Raw genomic sequence first — 19,421 nt, 5'->3', positions numbered from 1 at the left:
ACTGGATGTCGCTGAGGCCTTATTCGTTAGCAGCCCAACCGCCACCGAAGGCTTTAAAGACATTGGTATACGCAGCGAAATGATCGCGTTTAGCAGTTGTTAAAGCGAGTTCCGCATTAATCAGTTCCCGCTGACTCGCTAACAATTCATAAAAGCCAATGGCGCCGAGGTCATATTGCATTTCTGCTAAGCGATAGGTATCGGCGATTGCATCATATTGTGCTTGCACGGCAACACTACGCTCTTCTGCAATATGCAGCAGTGCAATGGCGTCACTCGCATCACGAACAGCAGCAAGAATGGCCTGTTGATAGCCAATTTCAGCTTGTTCGCGTTGGGCTTTGGCACTTTCAACACGGCGTGCCAAGCGACCAAAATCAAACAGCGGCCCCGCAAGGTCGGCACCAACACTCCAAGTTTCGCTTGCTGCACTGAACAGGTCGCCAGTTGTCATTGCAGCGCTACCGCCCAATGCCATTAAGTTAAGGCTTGGAAAACGAGCAGCTTGGGCCACACCAATGCGCGCGTTGGCGGCAATTAAGCTCGCTTCAGCTGCACGAACATCAGGGCGGCGCTGAAGCAATTCTGACGGTGTATGTGCCGGTAGCTCCTGTGGCAATTGCAACTCAGTTAGTTTGCCATGGTCAGTGTTGAAGCCTTGCAGCAATTCTTCTGGTGTTGCGCCGACTAAAATGGCGAGTGCACTGCGAGCAAGTTGACGAGCTTCGCGTAAGTCTGGCACGTTCGCTTTTGCAGCCGCAACCGCAGCTTCGGCACGGCGCAGGTTTAAAACATTGGTCGAGCCGCTGTTATAGCGCAGTTGCTCTAACTCCAGCGTTTGTTCGAGCGATGCAATGTTGCTATTCAGGGCCGCATACTGTTGCTCAATGGCTAATAAGTTGAAATACGTGGTAACTACGTCAGCAACTAGATTTAACTTGACGGCTTCAGTTCCGAACATCGACTCGGCCAACATCGCACCTGCAGCTTCGCGCTGACGTGCTAAACGTCCCCATAAATCAACCTCATACGAGAGCACGCCAGCAACACTGAACTGATTGCGTGGCGTGCCACCACCGAGCGCTGTCGGCATCAAGGTTTCTGGCTGTTGCTCACGTGCTGCAGAAGCTTGAGCACTTAATAGTGGCCAGCGGTTAGCGTTTTCAAATCCAAGTTCTGCGCGCGCTTGTTCGATTCGTGCGAGTTGCACCTGTAAACTCAAATTGTCAGTAAGAGCGCGTTCGACTAATGCGTTCAGATTCGGATCCTGATACTGCTGCCACCATTGTTGCAATTCACGGGTCAGTTCGGCTTCACTCGGAAAACTACTGATCCATTCTTCAGATAACTCTGTCTCAGTGCTTTGATAGTCAGGCCCCATGGTGCAACCACTCAGAAATAGAGTGGTTGCGACTCCGAAGGACACCAAGGCTAACTTTGAGAAATGCTTGTTCATTGGTTCGTCCTTATACTTGTGCGTCAGTTTCAGACTTAGCTAATCGGTCATTCCGCCAAGTGCTAAAGTCTTCGAGCAGTTTGTAAGCGAGCGGCACAAATATCAGCGCAAGACTGCTTGCTGCTAACATGCCACCCACCACAACAGTACCGATTTCTTGACGGCTGACCGCTCCCGCACCTGAAGCGATAACTAACGGGAAGCTACCGACGACAAATGTTGCAGCAGTCATAATAATTGCACGAAAACGTTGACGGGCAGCGGTGATCGCAGCCTCGCTTGAGCTCATGCCTTGCTTGCGGTTTTGGGCCGCAAACTCAACAATGAGAATCGCGTTCTTTGCCGCTAACCCAATCAATACAAGCAATCCAACTTGGAAGTAAACATCGTTCGGGAAGCCACGCAGCATCGATGACAATGCCGCACCAAACACAGCAAATGGCACCGCGGTTGCAACCGCAAACGGCAAGGTAATCCGCTCATATTGCGCGATAAGAATGAGGATAACCATCAGTAAACCTAGGCCGAATGCTGACGCAGCTGCACCAGATGCGGCTTCGAGCTGATAAGCTTCACCAACCCAGCCCATTTGAATGTTCTCTTCTGAGCGTAACTCGTTGATCACGGCATCGAGCGCATCTTTGGCTTGTCCAGTTGTGAACCCCGGAGCAGGGTCTGCCATGATTTTCGCCGATACATAAAGGTTGAATCGGTTAAGAATATCGGCACCTGAAACACGCTCAGCGGTCACTAGGCTGCTCACCGGCACCATTGCACCCGAATTTGCGCGGACAAATACGTCGCGCAGATTTTCTGGTGACATGCGGTATTCGCCTTCGGCTTGCAAGTTGACCTGCCACAAACGTCCTTGATAGGTAAAGTCATTCACATAGGTTGACCCAAATGTGGCTTGCATGGTGCTGAACAGCGCACTGAGAGGCACACCCAGGGCTTGCGCTTTTTCACGGTCAACATGAATCATGTAACGCGGGATGTTCGTTTCTAAGGTGCTGCGCACACCCATTAATTCAGGCCGTTCGTTTGCTGCCGCAACAACGCGCTGGGCAATCGTGTTTAATCGAATCGGATCTGAGTCGCCCCGTAACTGCAGGTAGCCTTCAACGCCACCAGTCAGCGATAAACCTTGAATGGGAGGTGGTACGAACACAAATACGTTTGCTTCCTGCATACCAAAGCCCATGCCCATTACTTGTTGCGCTATCTCTTGTGCACTTGTCCCTGGCGCTGTCCGTTCGCTCCAATCGGTTAGGTTAATAAAGCCAGCTAGTGCGTTGGTTCGCAACGCGCTGGCGATAATATCGAAACCGGCGAAGGTGGTGAAATCTTGTACAGTATCGAGCTCGCGAATCTGCCGCGACAGTTCGTTACGGAACTCTTCAGCGCGTTCAAGCGACGCGGTTGCAGGTAATTGTGCAACAGCTAAGGCGACACCTTGGTCTTCGCCCGGTACTAAGCTAGTTGGCATGCGGCTCATGAGGAAACCGGTACCGACCACAAAGGCAAGAAACAAAAGTACGCCAAAAACAGATCGCCGAATAAAAAATGCGACTGTGCTCACAAAGCCATTCGTCAACTTATCAAAGCCAGCGTTAAACAAGGCAAACGGCTTCGATACTTTGTGACTTTGCTTGTCAAGTAAGAGTGCGCACATCGCAGGGGTGAGGGTCAGAGCGACAACCCCAGACACCACCACCGATACCGCAATGGTCACGGCAAACTGTTTATACAATTCGCCACTCAAGCCACCTAAAAACGCCACTGGCGCGAATACGGCCACAAGCACTAGGGTTGAGGACACCACCGCACCAGAAACTTGCTTCATGGTTTCGATCGACGCTTCTTTGGCTTTCATGCCTTTTTCTGAAATTAATCGTTCGACGTTTTCCATGACGATAATGGCGTTGTCGACGACAATCCCGATGGCGAGCACGAGACCAAACAAGGTCAACATGTTGATCGAGAAACCAAGTGCTTGCATTCCCGCGAACGTCCCGATCAGTGAAACTGGAATAGCCGCTACTGGGATTAATGTGGCGCGAATGTGCTGTAAAAACAGGAAAGTTACAAAAACAACAAGTACGACCGCAACGAGCAGAGTCACGATTACTTCGTTTACCGAGATTTGAATAAACTCAGTGGTGTCGTACGGCACATAGTAGGACAGGCCGGCAGGAAATTGTGCGGCAAGCTCTTCGAGTTTGTTGTGGACGTTTTCCGCTGTTTCTAGGGCATTCGCGCCAGGCTGCAAGAAGACACCAAAAGGCACCGCGTCTTGGTTGTTATAGATTGCTGAGAAGCCGTAGGTTTGAGCGCCAAGCTCAATGCGAGCGACGTCACCAACCCGAATGCTATTGCCTGTGTCGTCGGTGCGGATAATTACGTTGGCAAATTCTTCTGGGTTACTTAATTGCGTATTAGTGGTCGCTGCGAAGGTAAATGCATTACCTTTTGGTGCTGGGTCTGCACCAAAACGACCGGCCGCATATTGCGCACTTTGATCCCGAATCGCATTGCTCACGTCAGCTGGCATTAAGCCGTACTCAGCCAACTTAGCGGGGTCAGTCCAAATCCGCATGGAATAATCTTGGGCACCAAATAGTGAAGCGTCACCAACCCCTTCAACACGAACTAATTCGTCGAGAATATTCAGTAGGGTGTAGTTACTGATATCCAGGGTACTCATGCTACCGTCGTCAGAGAAGAGTGTCGCCACCATTAAGATATTGGTCGAGCGCGACTCCACGCGAACACCGAGATCGCGGACCGTTTGTGGTAAGCGCGCTGATGCAGCCTGCACACGGTTGTTGACGTTAATGGTGTTCTGATCCGGATCTGAGCCCATTTCGAAGGAAATGGTAATTTGCAGCATACCAGAGTCGGTGGTGGTCGTTTCCATGTACAACATGTTGTCGACACCGTTAATTTCCTGCTCCAAGGGAGCCGCAACCGAGCTCGCTAAAACGTCCGCACTTGCGCCAGGATAAATGGTGCTTACAACCACTTGAGGTGGTACAACGTTGGGATACTGCTCAATCGGCAGCGCACGAATTGAAACAATCCCGGCGATGACAATAATGATTGAAATAACCGACGCAAACAGCGGGCGGTCAATGAAAAAACGTAACATAAACCTTCCTTTAGTCGTTTATTGACCGTTGGTGATCATCACTGGTGCGCCGTCACGAACAGCAACATGACCATTAATGATTAACTTGTCGCCGGCTGATAGACCCTCAAGTACAACTTGCTTGCCATTGACTTTCGGTCCCAATGTTACTGGCCGCGCTTGCGCTTGTTCAGTGCCATTCACCACATACACTTGCGGGCCGTCCGGGCCTTGACTCACTGTGGTTGGGTCAATTAACACGACGTCGTCAAACGCTTGCAGGGCGAGTTCTACACGAACGAACTGGCCTGGTAATAGTTCTGCATTGGTATTGTCGACTTCGGCACGCATCACCACGCGACCAGTTTGTGTATCGACGCTTGGTGCAACGTAGTTAATGCGACCTTGCACAGCGTAGCTCTGACCTTGACTGTTGGTAACCGCAACGAAGCTGCCTTGCTCGTTGCTTTGTTGCGCATGAGTTTGTTGTAAATGAACGCGATAGAGTTGCGCGTCACTTTCTGGAATAGCGAAGTGCAAATGGACCGTGTCGGTTTGCACGATGTGGGTCAAATAGGTGCCCGTGCTAATGAGATTTCCTTCAGTCACCGATTCGACGCCGGCCAAACCAGAAATAGGCGCTTCAACCCGGGTATAACGAAGGTTGCGTTGTGCATCTGCAAGGCCTGATTCGGCGCGTGCCAAACGCGCTTTTGCCGCTTCAATTGCCGAACGAGCTTGGTCGTATTCGCGCTCACTGGCTGCGTTACTCTCAAACAAACCAGACACGCGTCGCCATTCGCGATCCGCTTGCTGGTGCATAGCAGTGGCGTCGGCAAGCTCTGCTTGTGCCGCATTCACAGCCAATTGATACGGTTCTGGGTCTATTTGAAAGAGGGTATCGCCTTGACTGACAGCATGACCTTCATGGAAATTGCGTTGCTGAAGAATGCCACCGACTTGGGCGCGAACTTCAACCTCTCGAGCACCACGCACTCGCGCTGGATATTGTGCAGTATAAATTGCTGATTCAGTTTGCACTTCAGCAATGGTGACTGGTGAAGGCGGCATACCATTTTGGCCATTGCCCTGACCGTTGCTAGCATCACCGCTACAAGCGGTTAACATAACCAGCGCACTGGCACTGAGGGCGATCTGCTTTGGTGTAACCCAAGTGTGACGACGAGGGTGAGAGTGAGCGCGAAATGATGCGTTCATTAATAATTCTCCAATTCTTTGGTCTGCTGAGAAATAGAATTCTTTGAGCACTCACGAAGTTGCTCAACAAAACTGAGAGGGTTCTGCACGTGCATGATGCCGTGGAGGTAAAATGAAAAAACTTGATCAAGGCGCGTGAGTGAAGCGCGCTTCGGTACGCTTGCCATACTGAGATAAACGGCACCATGCAGCAGCTCGCCCGACAAAGACGACATTTCTTCGGCACTTAAAAATTCGCGCACTGGGTAGGTGTTTTTAATATCTTGAAAGACGAATAACCAATCATCTTTGCTATGGTGCATGCGCTGGAAATATTGTGGTGTAACCTCACGACCAAATTCGGCGCGTTCTTGAATAAACAGTTCGACCGTGTCTGGGTGCGTATCAAAATACTCAAGGTAGGCATGCATCATGGCGTAAAGCCGACAGAGTGGGTTGGTGGTGCTATCGCGCGCTTGCAACATCCGGTCACGCAAAATATCAAGCTGGTGGGCAAGAACCAACTTAAATAACTCTTCCTTATTCGGAAAATGACGGTACAAGGTGCCTTTGCCGACGCCGGCAAGTTCAGCAATGGTTTGCATATCAGTGACTTGATAACCACGGTCAGCAAACGCACGAACGGCAGCGGCAATAATTTCTTGTTGGCGCTGTTCGGCTGGTTTATGAACCCGTTTAGGGGGCTTTTCAATCGATTCCATAGCGTTTGAAGTCATACCTTCTCATCAAAATATGTGGTCAAAAAATGAGTTTACAAACCATCGGACGGACTAGTCAGTCCGAGATTCTCCCGTAAAACCGACTAAGTTGTCAAGTAATTAAAAAGGGAAGTTGGAGAATAATCATTTTATGTTCGGCTTTTTCGTGCCTTATGCTATGTTTATCAAGAACATCGTAAGAGGAAGGAGTACGTACCAACCGTGCGAAAAGGATTACAGCGCCAACGCGATCAACGGCCGAATGTTGTACCGGTTTCCCCGCAAGACAGGGAGCAGGATTTTTGGGTCGTGGAACACATCCGTCGTCAAGACGCTCATGAGGAGCGGTTTGACGATCGCGAAGTGGTTGCGAAGCTACACAATAGCGATCAATCGCTGACACAGAAAATTGTGGCGCGGGCGCATCATCTAGCCGAGTCACGGCAAGTTCTGAGTGCAATGCAAAGCACCCAAGGTGCCTTGTCTTCGTTACGCTGGATTATTCTGGGCTTAGCGGTTTTGACGGGGTTTTCGTTGGTGAATTCAGCATTGATGTTTTCGCACCCGAATATCAATGTACTCGGGCTGTTAGCTGCGGTGTTGTTCGTCAATTTTATCATGCTCATACTGTGGGGCATCAGCATGGTTTGGCGACCGTCGTGGCAGGGCGGAATTGCGGGGCGCGTTCTGGCTTTATTTAGTTGGATGCAAAAAACGTTTCGCCCAGAGAAGAGCAAAGAGAAAAGCAACAAGCAGCGCGAAAGCACGTTGCAAAGTTGGTTAGCGGTGCAGCAACAAGCTGGCTTATTGCAACTGTGGTTGAGTCGATGGACACACTTATTTTGGTTGACGACACTGGTTGTAGCGGCGATTCATATCAGTCTGCGTTTCGCATTTGAAGGCTACCAGCTCGTTTGGTCAACGACGATTCTTAGCGACGACAGCGTTTTTGTATTTTTAGCGCTGTTTACGTGGGCAACTGAACTATTCGGTATTGCTTCACCCACCTTAATTGAAGCCCACCAAGCAGGTCAGTCATACAGTTACATCCTGTCGCCACGTAGCACAGGGTTATGGATTCTCAGTGTTATTATCCTGTTTGGTGTTTTGCCGCGGTTAATTTTATGGCTAGTCACTCGGAAGCTGTATCAACGTCGCCAACGGCGTATGCAGCTCGACTTCACCCAACCCGGCTTAGCTCAATTGATACCGCGATTGCAACCGCAACAATCGGACGTGGTTGATCCAGAACCCGATGCGCTTCCAACGCAGAGACGTCAACGGTCGGCGGTCATAGGGAAGGACTATTTAGTTTTCACGTTAGATTACGAGCCTGTTCCGGAGTGGAATGACGTATTTTTACTTGAAGACCGTGGTGTGGTTGCCTCTCAAGCTCAGCGCGAGACGCTATTGCAGGCATTAGCGGCCAAACCTGCACGCAAAGTGTTGGTTCGGATTGATACACAAATTACACCAGACCGCGGTAGTTTGCGCTATCTGGCGAAACTGCAACCGCACTGTAATCAACTTGCGGTTTGGTGTGTCGGTCATGGTAAGTATCAAACGCAATGGCAGGAGCTGTTAGCAGAACAACACATTTCCGGCTTTACCTTTCCTGACGAAGCAATTCGGTGGCTACGCGACGAGGATATTGATCATGGCTGAAGCATTACAAGTTTGCGTGGTTGGCCATACTAACACTGGCAAGACCTCGTTTGTGCGGACATTGCTGCAGAATACCAGTTTTGGTGAGGTGTCAGATCGTCCAAGCACAACCCGTGACGTCCGTCGAGCGGAGCTGAAGTTAGGCGACGACGTCGTGCTCGAAATATTTGATACTCCAGGTCTTGAAGATGGGCTAGGCCTATATGAGTATTTACAGTCCTTGCAGACTGACCAAGACAGGTCTCGCCACAACGGTCCGGAACAGATTCGGACATTTCTGCAAGCGCCAGCCGCAAAAGATGAATTTGAGCAAGAAGCAAAAGTATTGCGACAATTGCTTCAGGTTGACGCGGCTTTTTATTTAATCGATTGCCGCGATCCCGTCCTGCCGAAATATCAAGACGAGCTCGATATTTTACGGCGCTGCGGGAAACCAATTTTACCGGTGCTCAATTTCACCGCGCATGCTGATCAGCAATCAGCAGCTTGGCAACAAGCGTTAGCGCAAGTGAATTTGCATGGCTGGATTGAATTCGATACGGTGAGTTTGCCCGAACATGGCGACAGCGAGATTTTCCAGCATCTAGCAACCTTACTACCGAAACATCGAACGCACTTACACACCATTCAGCAGCAACGACAACGCCAAGCGCAACAAAGAATAATCGCTGCACGCCGGGAAATAAGTGAGTTACTCTTAGACGTGGCGGCCTATTCAGAACGAATAGCGAGTGATGAGCTCGACCAATTGAGTCAGATAACTGCAGCGATGGAACAGCGCGTGGTGGCCCGTGAACAGCGTAGCGTGACGGCAATTTTGCAGATTTTTGGTTTCCCAGCCAATGCCGCGACCTTGCAACGTCTGGCCGTTGGTCAACAAGCTTGGCAAGCCCCTTTATTTGCGCCGGAAACACTTAAAGAATTCGGCATCAAAGCGTCGAAAGGCATCGTCACCGGTGGTGCAGCGGGTGCTGGTTTTGATTTGATGGTTGGCGGCCTCAGCCTTGGTGCTGGTACGGTTATCGGTGCGGCCGCGGGTGGGCTTTGGCAAAGCTGGCAGCAGTATGGCCGGCGGATTAAACATGCGGTGCAAGGGCACAGTGAAATCCATATCCAACCAGAAATTATTCGGTTGTTGGCAGCTCGCCAACAACAGCTCGTTCAAGCCCTCATGCGGCGCGGTCACGCTGCAATCACACCACTTAGTCTAGTTAACGAGAACGCTGAGTTCCATGAGCCTGCTCGCTTTAAATTATTTCTTGCCCGCGCTCGCGCCCACCCGCAGTGGTCCACGTTAAACCAGGAAAAGTTTGATGACTCGCTCGAGCGCAGCCAATGCCTGCGGTTACTTGACTAACAATCTTTGACAGTTTCTTGCGCTTTTCTCAGTTATGTTGCGAGTACGAGCTAGCAACTTAATTCATTTGAAGCAGTCTGAAGGCTATGAAACGAAGCGTTATCTTATTAATTCTGCTGTTGCTTGGCCAGTTAACGGGCTGCGCAAGTCGTCTACCCGAAAATGCCCATACGCTCGATCGGGAAGCCGCGATGACTGAATTGAGCCAACGAATTGAGCGGGTCGGTTATCGGCGCGTGCGCATATCGCCAGGCGTGGACGAGTTTTTAAATGTCGCCGCAGCAATATTAGAGCAGCAAGCTGAACTGATGTACGAATACCGAATCCGCGCGGAATTTCATCGTGATGTGCAAGCATTTTTGTGGGCCTATCAAGGTGCGAGTACTGATGAGTTGCAAGCGGCGGCGCGTGCGTTTGATGCCCAAGCAAGCGCTGACGAAGACAAGATAGCGCCGAAGTTAGCCGCGTACCAACTGGCTAACCGACGCATTCAAGAACGCAATCGGGCTCTGGCGGTAGAAATTTCAGCGCAAATGTTAGTGGCTGGGTATTTGCTGAAGGAGCATCGCGATGCGGTTATGGTCTTTGCGCTTGCTAATATGTTAAGTGGGTTGACCGGAGGGCATGGCAACCGAACTCATGATAACGATTTAATTTTAGCGCTGCTGCGGGCACGAGACCAATTGCAGTTAGCTCGGGAAGCTAATGCTTTGATTCGAATTGAGCAGGCAACCATTGCCGCTATCGATGATTTGCAACGCGACTTAGAAAGACTTAACCAGTGATGAGAGGTAATCTCTGATGCAATATGTAACAGCAACAATCGCACAAGAACGGCGACCGTTTTTCCGTAAATCAGCACTTGCTGTACTTATCGCGCTTGGCGCGCTAACGATCGCAGCTTGTAGCACACAGCCAGCAGAGCAAACTCGTCGTGTTGCGACAACCTCAGACCCGTCTACGGCTTCCATTGCTCGGCGCGCGTTTGATTTCCGTGACGCTGATATTCGGGTGCCGAACTACTTCGACACCCAAGGGCTCGAGTTTTGTACCTTCGACGTTCAAAATGAGCACCCGAACTGTCCGTTGTATCGGCCGGTTGTGCGCATGTACTTTGACGTGGCGGACGTCAGTGGTGAAGGTTTTGGTGTCGACGCGGTGCGTGATTACGACGCTCGCGGCTTAGTGAACATGCTAGAAAATCAATTCGCTGGGATTAATCGTTTTCGGATCGTGACTCGTGACGACCAAGTTGTGAGTCAAGAGCTAGCGACATTTCGTCAGCAACAGGGCGATGCCGCTGCGGATGCACGTGCTGCCGAGCAGCGAATTCTGGCGCCGGATTATGTGATTAAACTCGACACCTTACGGTCAGTAAAAAACCAAGGCAGTATCACAGGTTGGATGGATTACAGCTTCGAAATTACCGCGTCGGTATTGAACCCGTTTAGCCGTGAGATTATGGCGTATCCAAATCTTGGTAAAGTGCGAGTGGACTCAGCCGATGTTCGCGATCGTCGGCAACTGCAGTTTGTCACCGCCAATGACCGTTACGTAAGTGGTTTCCGTTACTTTGATTCGGCTCACGTGCAAGCAGTACTCAATGATATGGCGTCGCGCGGAATCGATATTTTGCTTACCCGGATGTTGGCAGAAATGCCAGCTACTGCACAGGTGGTCGGCATTCGTGGTGATCAAATTAGTTTAGACCGTGGTCAAAACGCCGGTGTACTGCCGAACGAAACCATGATCATCTTTGAGTACGAAGCCGGCTTTGCAACCCCCATTGGCGTCGCAGAAGTGACCCCGTCGATGACCAGCTCGGTGGGTGAAATTGTGCGCTGGAAAAACTCAGCAGATGCACGCCGAGTACGAAGTGCCGCCAACGGCGGTATCTATCGTCCAGACAGTGAGCGGCGAGTATTTGCCGTCAGCGTCGGAGCACCATATACGTTCTTGCGTGATCGCACCTAAGCAAGTTCAATTCAGGTATACGAAAAAGGCTTGCGGTTTTATGGTTGAACCGCAAGCCTTTTGTTTAGCTGTTGCTTAATTAGTTGTTGCAAGAAGAACCTTGTCGCAATGTTCTTAACTAGACGCCAATGCTATTGCCTAGCGGCAAAAGTCCTTACCTAAACCGCAGAGCGCTTAAAAGTGAAACGCAGCGCCTAACATCCAGCGATCGTTATTCGCAAATGAATAGCCTGCGACAATGCTAAAGGTCGGGGCAATCCAGTAGCGTCCTTGTAAATGAATCACCACATCATCGTCGTCATTCACGTCGATATACTCAGCTTCAACGCCAAGTTCAAGGTTATGAGCGAGCTTGTGGCGGGCACCAACAAACACGTTGAATCCTGAATCTGAACTTGAAATACCGTTAAACTTAAAGCGTTCACGCACTAGACCCGCACCACCGTAAGCGACGGTATCAAGTTGAACATAATGCTTGTAGCCAAAGCCGAGCTTGGTGAGGTCGACATCGAAACTTTGTACGGATTGGTTAGCATGGCTTAAGCGGAAAAAGAAATCTTCGGTGACAGATGCGGAGAGGGCTAACTTATAACCGTCCAGGTCTGTATTGTTCACGCGTGTTTCTTGGTATTGCGCCGCAATATAATCGAAAGCCGGCTCGTTGGCGGCGACACTCATAGTCGTTAGCGGTAAAGCGCCGACCATTAAGGCAATGAGTCCAGTCGTTTTGTTCATCTTCATGGTCTTACTCCTGTCGTTATAGTCAGAGACTAACAGCCCTAAGTGTATACTGGAGGTTGTCATTTCGCTGTGGCAAAAATCGTCAACAATTGTCAAATTGGTGTAAAAATCCAATCGGTTAACCCTTACATTTCAGTGCGAGAGGGCGTAAGTTAAGGACTGCAAGCGTGAGAATTGCCGATGAAAAAGATAATAAAAAGGGGGAGAGAATGAATTTAACCAAGAAGGTCGGTACGCTATTAACGAGTGCTCTGCTGCTACATCTTGTTGGATGTGGTCAGCAAGCTCAAGAACCACTACGCATTGGCGCGACGATGTCGCAGACTGGCGCGTATCAAACCCAAGGACAGGCAGCACGCAACGGCTATTTACTCTGCGAGCAGGACTTAAATGCAGCAGGAGGACTCTTGGGACGTCCGGTTGAGTTTGTTGTTTATGATGACGAGTCGAGCCAAGAGCGAGCGCGTGCCTTGTACGAGCAATTAATCAGTGTGGAACAAGTTGACGCCATTATGGGTCCCTATGGTTCAACACTTACCGAAGCGGTTGCTCCGATTACAGAGAAACATCGTTACGTACATATTTCACCATTGGCCGCGACTTCTTCGATTTGGGAACAAGGGCGACATCACTTATTTATGGTATTGCCGCCCGCTGATGTTTTCCTTGCTGGGTTGATTAACATGGCCGAACAACACGGTTATCAGCGCGTAGCTGTGTTGTATGAAGACGCATTATTTCCGGCTGCTGCTGCACAAGGAGCAATCGATTTAGCTACTAGCAAAGGCATGGACGTTGTCTTTCAACAGGCGTATACCAGCGGCACGGAGGATTTCCGTAGCTACCTTAGCGACATCGCTACCGCAGAAACGCAGGTATTAGCGTTAGCGGCGTCCGCATTGACCAACTTTGTCACCATTACGCAACAACTCAAAGAGCTTGATATTAATGTTCAACTCATGGGTACCTCGGGGGCCGTGGACGAGTTTCAACACGCGCTTGGTGCCGACGCTGATTATGTAATGGGGCTGTCGGCATGGGAAGCGTCGGTTCCACTGCCTGGTTCAGAACAGTTTGTGCGTAATTACCAAGCTCGTTTTCAGCGCGCTCCAAGCTTCCATGCCGCTGGCGCTTATGGCAGTTGTCAACTGCTTGCCCACGCGATTACCAGCGCAGGTAGCTTGAATAGTGACGCCATTCGCGATGTGTTACTGAATTTAGAAATGACCACTGTTTTTGGCCCATTCGCAGTTGATAAGCGCGGCTATCAAACGGCTCATCAAGGCGTGTTTGTGCAGTGGCAAGACGGCGAAAAACGTGTGATTTGGCCACATGAACAAGCAGTATCCGAACCACGGATCACGATGCCAACTTGGTCGGAACGGGCAAACTAGCCGTTCATTGCTACCTCGATATCGACTTCCAGCAATGACCAACAAAAAAGCTCACGCAGTTTTGCGTGAGCTTTGTCAATGGCGCCCATGGGTTATCGAGCCAGAAATTCCTCTGGAAACGACATCACCCAGTTAATGAAAAGCTCGGTGCCGACTTTTAATGCAGCTTCGTCAGCATAGAAGTAGGGCGAATGATTGCTTGGTGCAGTCGCAGGATCCTGATCGTGCGGTGTTATGCCAAGGAAAACAAACATGCCAGGCACTTCTTGAGCAAAGAACGAGAAGTCCTCAGCGCCGGTGACTAAGTCATTTTCACGTACGTTGGAATCACCGGCTACTTGTCGCGTGAGTGGCAATAGATGTTCAACCAATTCAGGATGATTCACCGTGACTGGGTAGCCTTCGTGAATGTGCACGTGAGCTTCGGCACCGGCAGAGCGCGCGGTGTATTCAGCAGTGCGGGTTAGCTTATCGAAAATTTCAGAGCGAATACCCATATCAAAATTACGGATAGTGCCTTCGAGGTAAACCTCGTCTGGAATGATGTTGTTACGAATACCGCCTTCAACAATTCCAAAGCTGACGACCGCTGGCGCTTTAGTAATATCCACCTGGCGACTAACGATGGTTTGGACATTATTAATGACTTGCGCTGCAGTGACGATAGGGTCGACGCCACCCCATGGCCGTGAGCCATGAGTTTGTTCGCCTTTGATGGTTATTTCGAAACGGTCGGAAGAAGCCATCAAGGGGCCCTTACGATAGCCGATAACACCGGTATTGGCTGCTGACCAAACATGAATCCCGAGCACTGCGTCGGGTTGCACGTCGGCAAAAATCCCTTCTTTGAGCATGAGTTCAGCGCCGCCTTCCTCGCCTTCTGGCGCACCTTCTTCGGCAGGTTGGAAGATAAACATCACATTACCTGTAATTTCGTCACGATGAGCAGCTAAGTGCGTGGCCGCACCCATGAGCATGGCGACATGCAGGTCGTGGCCGCAAGCGTGCATCACCGGTACTTCTCGGCCACGATACTCACCCATTGCTTGTGAGGCGAATGGCACATCCGTTAACTCCTTTACGGGGAGTGCGTCCATATCTGCGCGTAACGCAATGGTGGGGCCGGGCTGGCCGCCACGGAGAAACCCAACCACACCTGTGTGGGCAATATCTGTTTGTACCTCAATACCTAAATTTCGAAGATGTTCGGCGACTAAAGCGGCTGTGCGAAATTCGCGGTTACTTAGCTCAGGATGTTGATGGATGTCGCGGCGCCACTCAATGACTTGCTGCTCAAGGTTTGAGCTGATGGTATGAAGTGAGCTGTGGTCATGAGCAGAGGCTGAACTAAACACGAGCGGCGAGGCAAAAAGCAATGCCGCGGCAACTAAACGATGTGCTGTACTACGTGGATGACGGTGTTGATGTCGGTGTGAATGACGGTCCTGAGTTCGGTGCATGGCTATACTCCTACTGTGTCGCTGACGCTAATTTTAAGTTGACTAAACATCTCGTCTAAACCATAGAGTTTTCAGCAGTATGGCAGTATGCTGTGCAGACGACAACTCAGACGACAACTCAGACGACAACTATAGCGAGACGGGTGGAGTGGTGAACTCAATGTGGTGCCAGCATGCAGGCGTACGTTTTCAACTGACGCGGAAAAATATGAAAACCATGCGCATACGCATTAAAGCACGATCGGGCGATGTGCTTGTTTCCGCACCGCATCGAGTGGCAACGGAACAAGTCCTTGCGTTTGTAGCGGCGAAAAGTGACTGGATTCGTGGCCATGTTGAGCAAATTAAACAGCAACCGGATCAAGGTGAAACACTGGACTGGCACAAGCTCGAAGAGCAAAGGGCGGCTTTGCAACGATATGCAGAGCAGCGTTTACCTTACTGGGCGGAACGTATTGGTGTCGAGCCACTCGAAGTGCGGATTAAAAAAATGCACAGTCGCTGGGGTAGTTGTAACATTCGGAGTAAGCGAATTTGGCTCAGCTTGATGCTAGCGGACAAACCATTCGAGTTGGTTGATTACGTCTTGGTGCACGAGCTCGTTCATTTACATGAAGCCAATCATAGTGCTCGTTTTTACCGATTAATGGACCGATTTCTGCCGAATTGGCAAAGATTCGATAAAGAATTAAACCCAAATCGTCGGCGACGACTATAATTAATAGCGTCATTGAGACCAACATGAGAGGTCATTTATGCAGATATTTTCGCGATTAAATTTCCATGGACTTAAACTAATAGCATTGAGTTTGATGACTGTCTTCGTCGTCACTGCCTGTGCGGGACAGCCGGCCTACCGGGCAGCTGAGCGTGGTGGCTTTGGCTATTCCGAACGTCAAATTACGGAAGAGCAATACCGGGTGAACTTCAAAGCCCGCGGCGATAATATTGGGATGGCGGTCGATTACGCCATGCTTCGCGCTGCTGAAATTACCCTTGAACGCGGTTATGACTGGTTTCGGGTGACCAACCGCGAAACTTTTGTTGATCGTGAACGCGTCAGTAGCAGCCACGTTGGCTTCGGCATGGGTTATCCAGGGCCTTTTACTCGGTATCACCTAGGGATGACCTTAGGGGACGGCCGCAGCGAAGTTGAAGTGAATTTAGAAATTCGCCTCGGACGAGGACCTGTTCCAGATGACGAAAATGTTTTCAAAGCCAGTGAAGTTTTTGAAAACCTCCGCCCACGTGACGCTGACTAAGCACAACTGATAGGTACGCAATGACAATTCATGCTCACGGAGGAGACGCGCGAGCTCAGGGAAATACAAACGAACTCGCGACGTCAGGGCGTGCCCTAATTTTTCTTAATCCACTACCGAATCGCCGCAAAGCAAAATTGCTTGCGGCGCTCGAACATGCGCTCGTGCAAGAGGGCAGTACATGGCATCGGTTCGAAACTTTCGCGCAATTAGAACGGACAGTTGCTGCAGTTGAAACATTACTGCAGCAAGAAACGTTTGACCGCGTGGTGGTGCTTGGTGGCGATGGCACGTTACACCAAGCAGTCAATGCTTTAGTAGCAAGTCGTTTGCCGGTTGGTTATTTGCCATGCGGCACTGGTAACGACTTTGCCCGCGGTTGGTTTTCAGCTTTTACCTCAACTGCGACATTGACTGACTGGGTGGAACAAGCTTTGCATGGGACACCACACGCGATTGACTTAGGGCAAGTTGGTTCACGCTATTTCGCTAATGTTGCAGGTGTCGGTTTTGACGGTGATCTGGTGCGTCGCATGGGCGTCAAAAAGTTTCTTTGGCCGCGGTTTAGCTATCTTTGGTCGGCCTGCTTAAGTTTGTTGCGTTATCGTGAACAGCCGCTGGCACTTCGTGGAACGCAGCAAAAGCTTCTGGCAGTGTCGCAACGACCGACGTTTATGTTAATTGCAGCGAATAATCAGTTTTTTGGTGCTGGTATGCACATTGCGCCGCATGCATTGGTAGATGACGGCTACTTAGCTTATTGTTTAGTTGAAAAAATGCCCCTTTGGCGGAAGTTGCTAGCGTTACAAAAGCTTTACCGTGGCGCCCATGTCAACCTTCACAAGGTGCACACAGGTCAATTTTCGGCACTTGAAATAACAACACCGAATTTACCCGTTGAGGCTGACGGTGAACTGATTGGCATGACCCCAGTGCGAATCCGAACGATTCCCGCCGCATTCCTTCTGCGCGCGGTTGACTAATTACGATGATAACTTACCGTAAGCCGGCTTCAAGGCCACAAGTCTGCAGCACCTGTTGCCACAGTTCGGCATGGTGGCGAACTTCCTGCTGTAGCTGCTGAGCAATGCTTTCAGAACCTGCTAAATAGCGAAAATACGCATGCCATTGCGGATGATCAACATAGTCAGATAAAGCTTGAATACGTGGCTCAAGCTGTTGCTGATAACCATCCCAGCGGGCAAACATGGGCTGTAATTCACCTATCCAAAATGCCATGAGCACGTTATGCAGGTAATCTGCAGCAGCGGGTTGGTGATTTGGGCGGCAACCCACCAAGGTGCCAGCGTCGGTTAGCTGTTGATTCAATGCTTGCATATAGCCTAGGGCGTGCTGTTGACTGCGTAGGTAACGACCTAAGAAATCCCCTTGACCGAGCGCAGCAACGGCGACTTGCCAATCGTTTAAATTCACTTCGATGACCTGCAAGTCAGACTCAGCTGTGAGACTGCCTGACGTTTGTGTAGCAGCAAGGAATCGCTCTATCTCGGTAAATATGTACAAAAAGTAATCAATGGCTTCGAGTGTTTCTGACGCTGCGGCCATAGTTTCAACCGCCAGTAAGTTACGCCCCGGGCGCAAGCTATCACGCATAATCGGGTCATTGGTGATCATGCGTTGCCGCCAATTTGGTAATGTCGACGTTTTGTGGGCGATGGCTGCGGTTAGTTCACTGGCAATCGAGCTGTCAGCGATGTGAGCATCCTGCAAACATTCAGGGAGGGCAGTGAGCATGGCAAGTTCATGCCGTAAGCGCGCATTCGGTGGTTGAACACGGCCAAGCGAACTATTGCGTTCGGCAATTAGTTGTCCGGCCCGACAACGATTGAGTCTCTGGCTTGCCACTAAACTAATGGTGAATTCAGGGATAGCTTCACGTGTGACTTGGACGCGTGGCGGCTGCGGAAATTCTGGCCGTTCAGTCGCTACCAATGGTGCATCGGTTAAACGAGCAATACGCTTTTGGTAATCAAGCAGAGCATCATCACTGGTGCGCGAGCAGGCACTCAAAAACAGAACCAAAAATACGCTAACAAGCGTAGGTATGAGAGTCGTGCCAAGATATTTCTTTTGCGCTACACTAGCGGCAAATTGAGCTGACATGGTCGGCAGTCCACAGTGAAGTTAAGGGTTTTACATGTTTACCGGTATTGTACAAACGAAAGCTAAGGTTAACGCGATTCACGATCAGGGGCAATTTCGTCAGCTCCAAATTGCCGTTGCTCCTGAATACTTGCAGGCTGTCGAAACGGGCGCCAGTATTGCCATTAATGGTTGTTGCTTAACGGTAACCGGCTTTGACCAAAATGTTTCAGCAACCGAATCTTGGGTTCGCTTTGATGTCATCGATGAAACCTTAAGACTGACCAATTTAGGCGACTTACAGGTTGGTAGCGAAGTAAACTTTGAGCGTTCGTTAACACTCGGTCGAGAGCTTGGTGGACACTTAGTTTCAGGCCACATTCAAACCACCGCAACCTTGGCGCAACGGATTGACAGCGACAATAATTGTCGTTTGTATTTGCAAATAGAACCGTCGTGGCTCGAATATATTCTGCCGAAAGGGTTTGTTGCTGTGGATGGCGCCAGCTTAACGGTTGGCGAGGTCGACGCCACGGGGTTTTGGCTGCATTTAATTCCAGAAACCTTAGCCCTAACGATTCTCGGTGAAGCGAAGGTTGGTCAACGTATCAACATCGAAGCGGATCAACAAACAGTGACGATTGTCGAGACAGTGAAACGCGTGTTGCAGCGGCAATAAGCGTTGCTGCCTAATAGTATTGTTCGTCGTCCGCTTTAATGCGCACATGGAACTTGTCGTCACCAACATCACGAAAAAGTTCGACGTATAAAACATCACCGCAAACAGGGCACTCTTCTTCATAATTTTGTGGATCATCTTCGGAAAGATCCACATAAAAGTGAATGGTGTGCCCGCAATGCGGACAATGCGCTGCTGCATCGTGCAATTTTTCTTGGTCCATAGTCATGTCCTATGTCAGCAGAAAAGGAAAACCTTCACCTTGTTAACTATAGCAATGACACTGA

At 50.1% G+C, this 19,421-nt stretch carries 17 protein-coding genes; 9 read left to right on the top strand and 8 right to left on the bottom strand.

What is annotated here, in order from left to right; genetic code table 11:
• Positions 1-19: 19 nt before the first annotated feature.
• Genes CWE06_RS02750 through CWE06_RS02735 form a run of 4 tightly spaced genes read right to left on the bottom strand, consistent with a single transcriptional unit; the run spans position 20 to position 6,517 of the window.
• On the bottom strand, positions 20-1,456 hold the full coding sequence (locus CWE06_RS02750; protein WP_126790930.1) for an efflux transporter outer membrane subunit: 1,437 nt from the start codon (positions 1,454-1,456) through the stop codon (positions 20-22).
• Between the two features lie 10 nt (positions 1,457-1,466).
• Positions 1,467-4,604 (bottom strand): efflux RND transporter permease subunit, encoded by a 3,138-nt coding sequence (locus CWE06_RS02745; protein WP_126790928.1) that lies wholly within the window; start codon positions 4,602-4,604, stop codon positions 1,467-1,469.
• 18 nt (positions 4,605-4,622) lie between these two features.
• Positions 4,623-5,801, bottom strand: coding sequence for an efflux RND transporter periplasmic adaptor subunit (locus CWE06_RS02740; RefSeq protein WP_126790926.1), 1,179 nt, complete (start codon positions 5,799-5,801; stop codon positions 4,623-4,625).
• On the bottom strand, positions 5,801-6,517 hold the full coding sequence (locus CWE06_RS02735; protein WP_126790924.1) for a TetR/AcrR family transcriptional regulator: 717 nt from the start codon (positions 6,515-6,517) through the stop codon (positions 5,801-5,803). The genes CWE06_RS02740 and CWE06_RS02735 overlap by 1 nt, the downstream gene beginning before the upstream one ends.
• Before the next feature lie 204 nt (positions 6,518-6,721).
• On the opposite strand from CWE06_RS02735, the gene CWE06_RS02730 reads away from it, so the two are divergent.
• From CWE06_RS02730 to CWE06_RS02715, 4 genes are all read left to right on the top strand, one after another.
• On the top strand, positions 6,722-8,164 hold the full coding sequence (locus CWE06_RS02730) for a DUF2868 domain-containing protein (protein WP_126790922.1): 1,443 nt from the start codon (positions 6,722-6,724) through the stop codon (positions 8,162-8,164).
• Entirely contained in the window at positions 8,157-9,521 is a 1,365-nt protein-coding gene (locus tag CWE06_RS02725) for a DUF3482 domain-containing protein (protein ID WP_126790920.1), read from the top strand. The genes CWE06_RS02730 and CWE06_RS02725 overlap by 8 nt, the downstream gene beginning before the upstream one ends.
• Before the next feature lie 86 nt (positions 9,522-9,607).
• Positions 9,608-10,306, top strand: a complete 699-nt coding sequence (locus tag CWE06_RS02720; protein WP_126790918.1) for a hypothetical protein — start codon at positions 9,608-9,610, stop codon at positions 10,304-10,306.
• Between the two features lie 16 nt (positions 10,307-10,322).
• On the top strand, positions 10,323-11,495 hold the full coding sequence (locus CWE06_RS02715; RefSeq protein WP_241972450.1) for a hypothetical protein: 1,173 nt from the start codon (positions 10,323-10,325) through the stop codon (positions 11,493-11,495).
• 174 nt (positions 11,496-11,669) lie between these two features.
• Here the strand turns inward: CWE06_RS02715 and CWE06_RS02710 are convergent, their stop codons facing one another.
• Complete coding sequence (locus CWE06_RS02710; protein ID WP_126790916.1) at positions 11,670-12,236, bottom strand: outer membrane beta-barrel protein; 567 nt, start codon at positions 12,234-12,236, stop codon at positions 11,670-11,672.
• 209 nt (positions 12,237-12,445) lie between these two features.
• Between CWE06_RS02710 and CWE06_RS02705 the strand changes: the two genes are divergently transcribed.
• Complete coding sequence (locus CWE06_RS02705) at positions 12,446-13,630, top strand: amino acid ABC transporter substrate-binding protein (RefSeq protein WP_126790914.1); 1,185 nt, start codon at positions 12,446-12,448, stop codon at positions 13,628-13,630.
• 92 nt (positions 13,631-13,722) lie between these two features.
• On the opposite strand, the gene CWE06_RS02700 is transcribed toward CWE06_RS02705, so the two are convergent.
• A complete protein-coding gene (locus CWE06_RS02700) occupies positions 13,723-15,090 on the bottom strand; it encodes an amidohydrolase (RefSeq protein WP_126790912.1) in 1,368 nt (455 codons plus the stop codon).
• A gap of 79 nt (positions 15,091-15,169) precedes the next feature.
• On the opposite strand from CWE06_RS02700, the gene CWE06_RS02695 reads away from it, so the two are divergent.
• From CWE06_RS02695 to CWE06_RS02685, 3 genes are all read left to right on the top strand, one after another.
• A complete protein-coding gene (locus CWE06_RS02695) occupies positions 15,170-15,808 on the top strand; it encodes a M48 family metallopeptidase (protein ID WP_198679010.1) in 639 nt (212 codons plus the stop codon).
• Between the two features lie 94 nt (positions 15,809-15,902).
• Entirely contained in the window at positions 15,903-16,352 is a 450-nt protein-coding gene (locus CWE06_RS02690) for a CC0125/CC1285 family lipoprotein (RefSeq protein ID WP_157981115.1), read from the top strand.
• Between the two features lie 20 nt (positions 16,353-16,372).
• The gene (locus CWE06_RS02685; RefSeq protein ID WP_126790908.1) at positions 16,373-17,335 is read left to right on the top strand and encodes a diacylglycerol/lipid kinase family protein; all 963 of its coding nucleotides are present in this window, start codon (positions 16,373-16,375) and stop codon (positions 17,333-17,335) included.
• A gap of 13 nt (positions 17,336-17,348) precedes the next feature.
• On the opposite strand, the gene CWE06_RS02680 is transcribed toward CWE06_RS02685, so the two are convergent.
• Positions 17,349-18,476: a DUF3080 family protein gene (locus CWE06_RS02680; RefSeq protein WP_126790906.1), complete on the bottom strand. Its 1,128-nt coding sequence runs from the start codon at positions 18,474-18,476 to the stop codon at positions 17,349-17,351.
• Between the two features lie 34 nt (positions 18,477-18,510).
• Between CWE06_RS02680 and CWE06_RS02675 the strand changes: the two genes are divergently transcribed.
• Positions 18,511-19,134, top strand: coding sequence for a riboflavin synthase subunit alpha (locus tag CWE06_RS02675; RefSeq protein WP_126790904.1), 624 nt, complete (start codon positions 18,511-18,513; stop codon positions 19,132-19,134).
• A 10-nt stretch (positions 19,135-19,144) separates the two neighbouring features.
• On the opposite strand, the gene CWE06_RS02670 is transcribed toward CWE06_RS02675, so the two are convergent.
• Positions 19,145-19,357, bottom strand: coding sequence for a zinc ribbon domain-containing protein (locus tag CWE06_RS02670; protein WP_157981114.1), 213 nt, complete (start codon positions 19,355-19,357; stop codon positions 19,145-19,147).
• Positions 19,358-19,421 lie beyond the last annotated feature (64 nt).

The organism is Aliidiomarina haloalkalitolerans, assembly GCF_003987315.1.
Lineage (GTDB): Bacteria > Pseudomonadota > Gammaproteobacteria > Enterobacterales > Alteromonadaceae > Aliidiomarina > Aliidiomarina haloalkalitolerans.
Note: the sequence above shows the minus strand (reverse complement) of the source record. Positions and strands in the feature narration are given on the sequence as shown.

What these genes read in the sequence shown, in the direction of transcription:
- CWE06_RS02750 (WP_126790930.1), bottom strand. Translation starts at nt 1,456, where the DNA reads ATGAACAAGCATTTCTCAAAGTTAGCCTTGGTGTCCTTCGGAGTCGCA.
- CWE06_RS02745 (WP_126790928.1), bottom strand. Translation starts at nt 4,604, where the DNA reads ATGTTACGTTTTTTCATTGACCGCCCGCTGTTTGCGTCGGTTATTTCA.
- CWE06_RS02740 (WP_126790926.1), bottom strand. Translation starts at nt 5,801, where the DNA reads ATGAACGCATCATTTCGCGCTCACTCTCACCCTCGTCGTCACACTTGG.
- CWE06_RS02735 (WP_126790924.1), bottom strand. Translation starts at nt 6,517, where the DNA reads ATGACTTCAAACGCTATGGAATCGATTGAAAAGCCCCCTAAACGGGTT.
- CWE06_RS02725 (WP_126790920.1), top strand. Translation starts at nt 8,157, where the DNA reads ATGGCTGAAGCATTACAAGTTTGCGTGGTTGGCCATACTAACACTGGC.
- CWE06_RS02720 (WP_126790918.1), top strand. Translation starts at nt 9,608, where the DNA reads ATGAAACGAAGCGTTATCTTATTAATTCTGCTGTTGCTTGGCCAGTTA.
- CWE06_RS02715 (WP_241972450.1), top strand. Translation starts at nt 10,323, where the DNA reads ATGCAATATGTAACAGCAACAATCGCACAAGAACGGCGACCGTTTTTC.
- CWE06_RS02710 (WP_126790916.1), bottom strand. Translation starts at nt 12,236, where the DNA reads ATGAAGATGAACAAAACGACTGGACTCATTGCCTTAATGGTCGGCGCT.
- CWE06_RS02705 (WP_126790914.1), top strand. Translation starts at nt 12,446, where the DNA reads ATGAATTTAACCAAGAAGGTCGGTACGCTATTAACGAGTGCTCTGCTG.
- CWE06_RS02700 (WP_126790912.1), bottom strand. Translation starts at nt 15,090, where the DNA reads ATGCACCGAACTCAGGACCGTCATTCACACCGACATCAACACCGTCAT.
- CWE06_RS02695 (WP_198679010.1), top strand. Translation starts at nt 15,170, where the DNA reads ATGGCAGTATGCTGTGCAGACGACAACTCAGACGACAACTCAGACGAC.
- CWE06_RS02690 (WP_157981115.1), top strand. Translation starts at nt 15,903, where the DNA reads ATGACTGTCTTCGTCGTCACTGCCTGTGCGGGACAGCCGGCCTACCGG.
- CWE06_RS02685 (WP_126790908.1), top strand. Translation starts at nt 16,373, where the DNA reads ATGACAATTCATGCTCACGGAGGAGACGCGCGAGCTCAGGGAAATACA.
- CWE06_RS02680 (WP_126790906.1), bottom strand. Translation starts at nt 18,476, where the DNA reads ATGTCAGCTCAATTTGCCGCTAGTGTAGCGCAAAAGAAATATCTTGGC.
- CWE06_RS02675 (WP_126790904.1), top strand. Translation starts at nt 18,511, where the DNA reads ATGTTTACCGGTATTGTACAAACGAAAGCTAAGGTTAACGCGATTCAC.
- CWE06_RS02670 (WP_157981114.1), bottom strand. Translation starts at nt 19,357, where the DNA reads ATGGACCAAGAAAAATTGCACGATGCAGCAGCGCATTGTCCGCATTGC.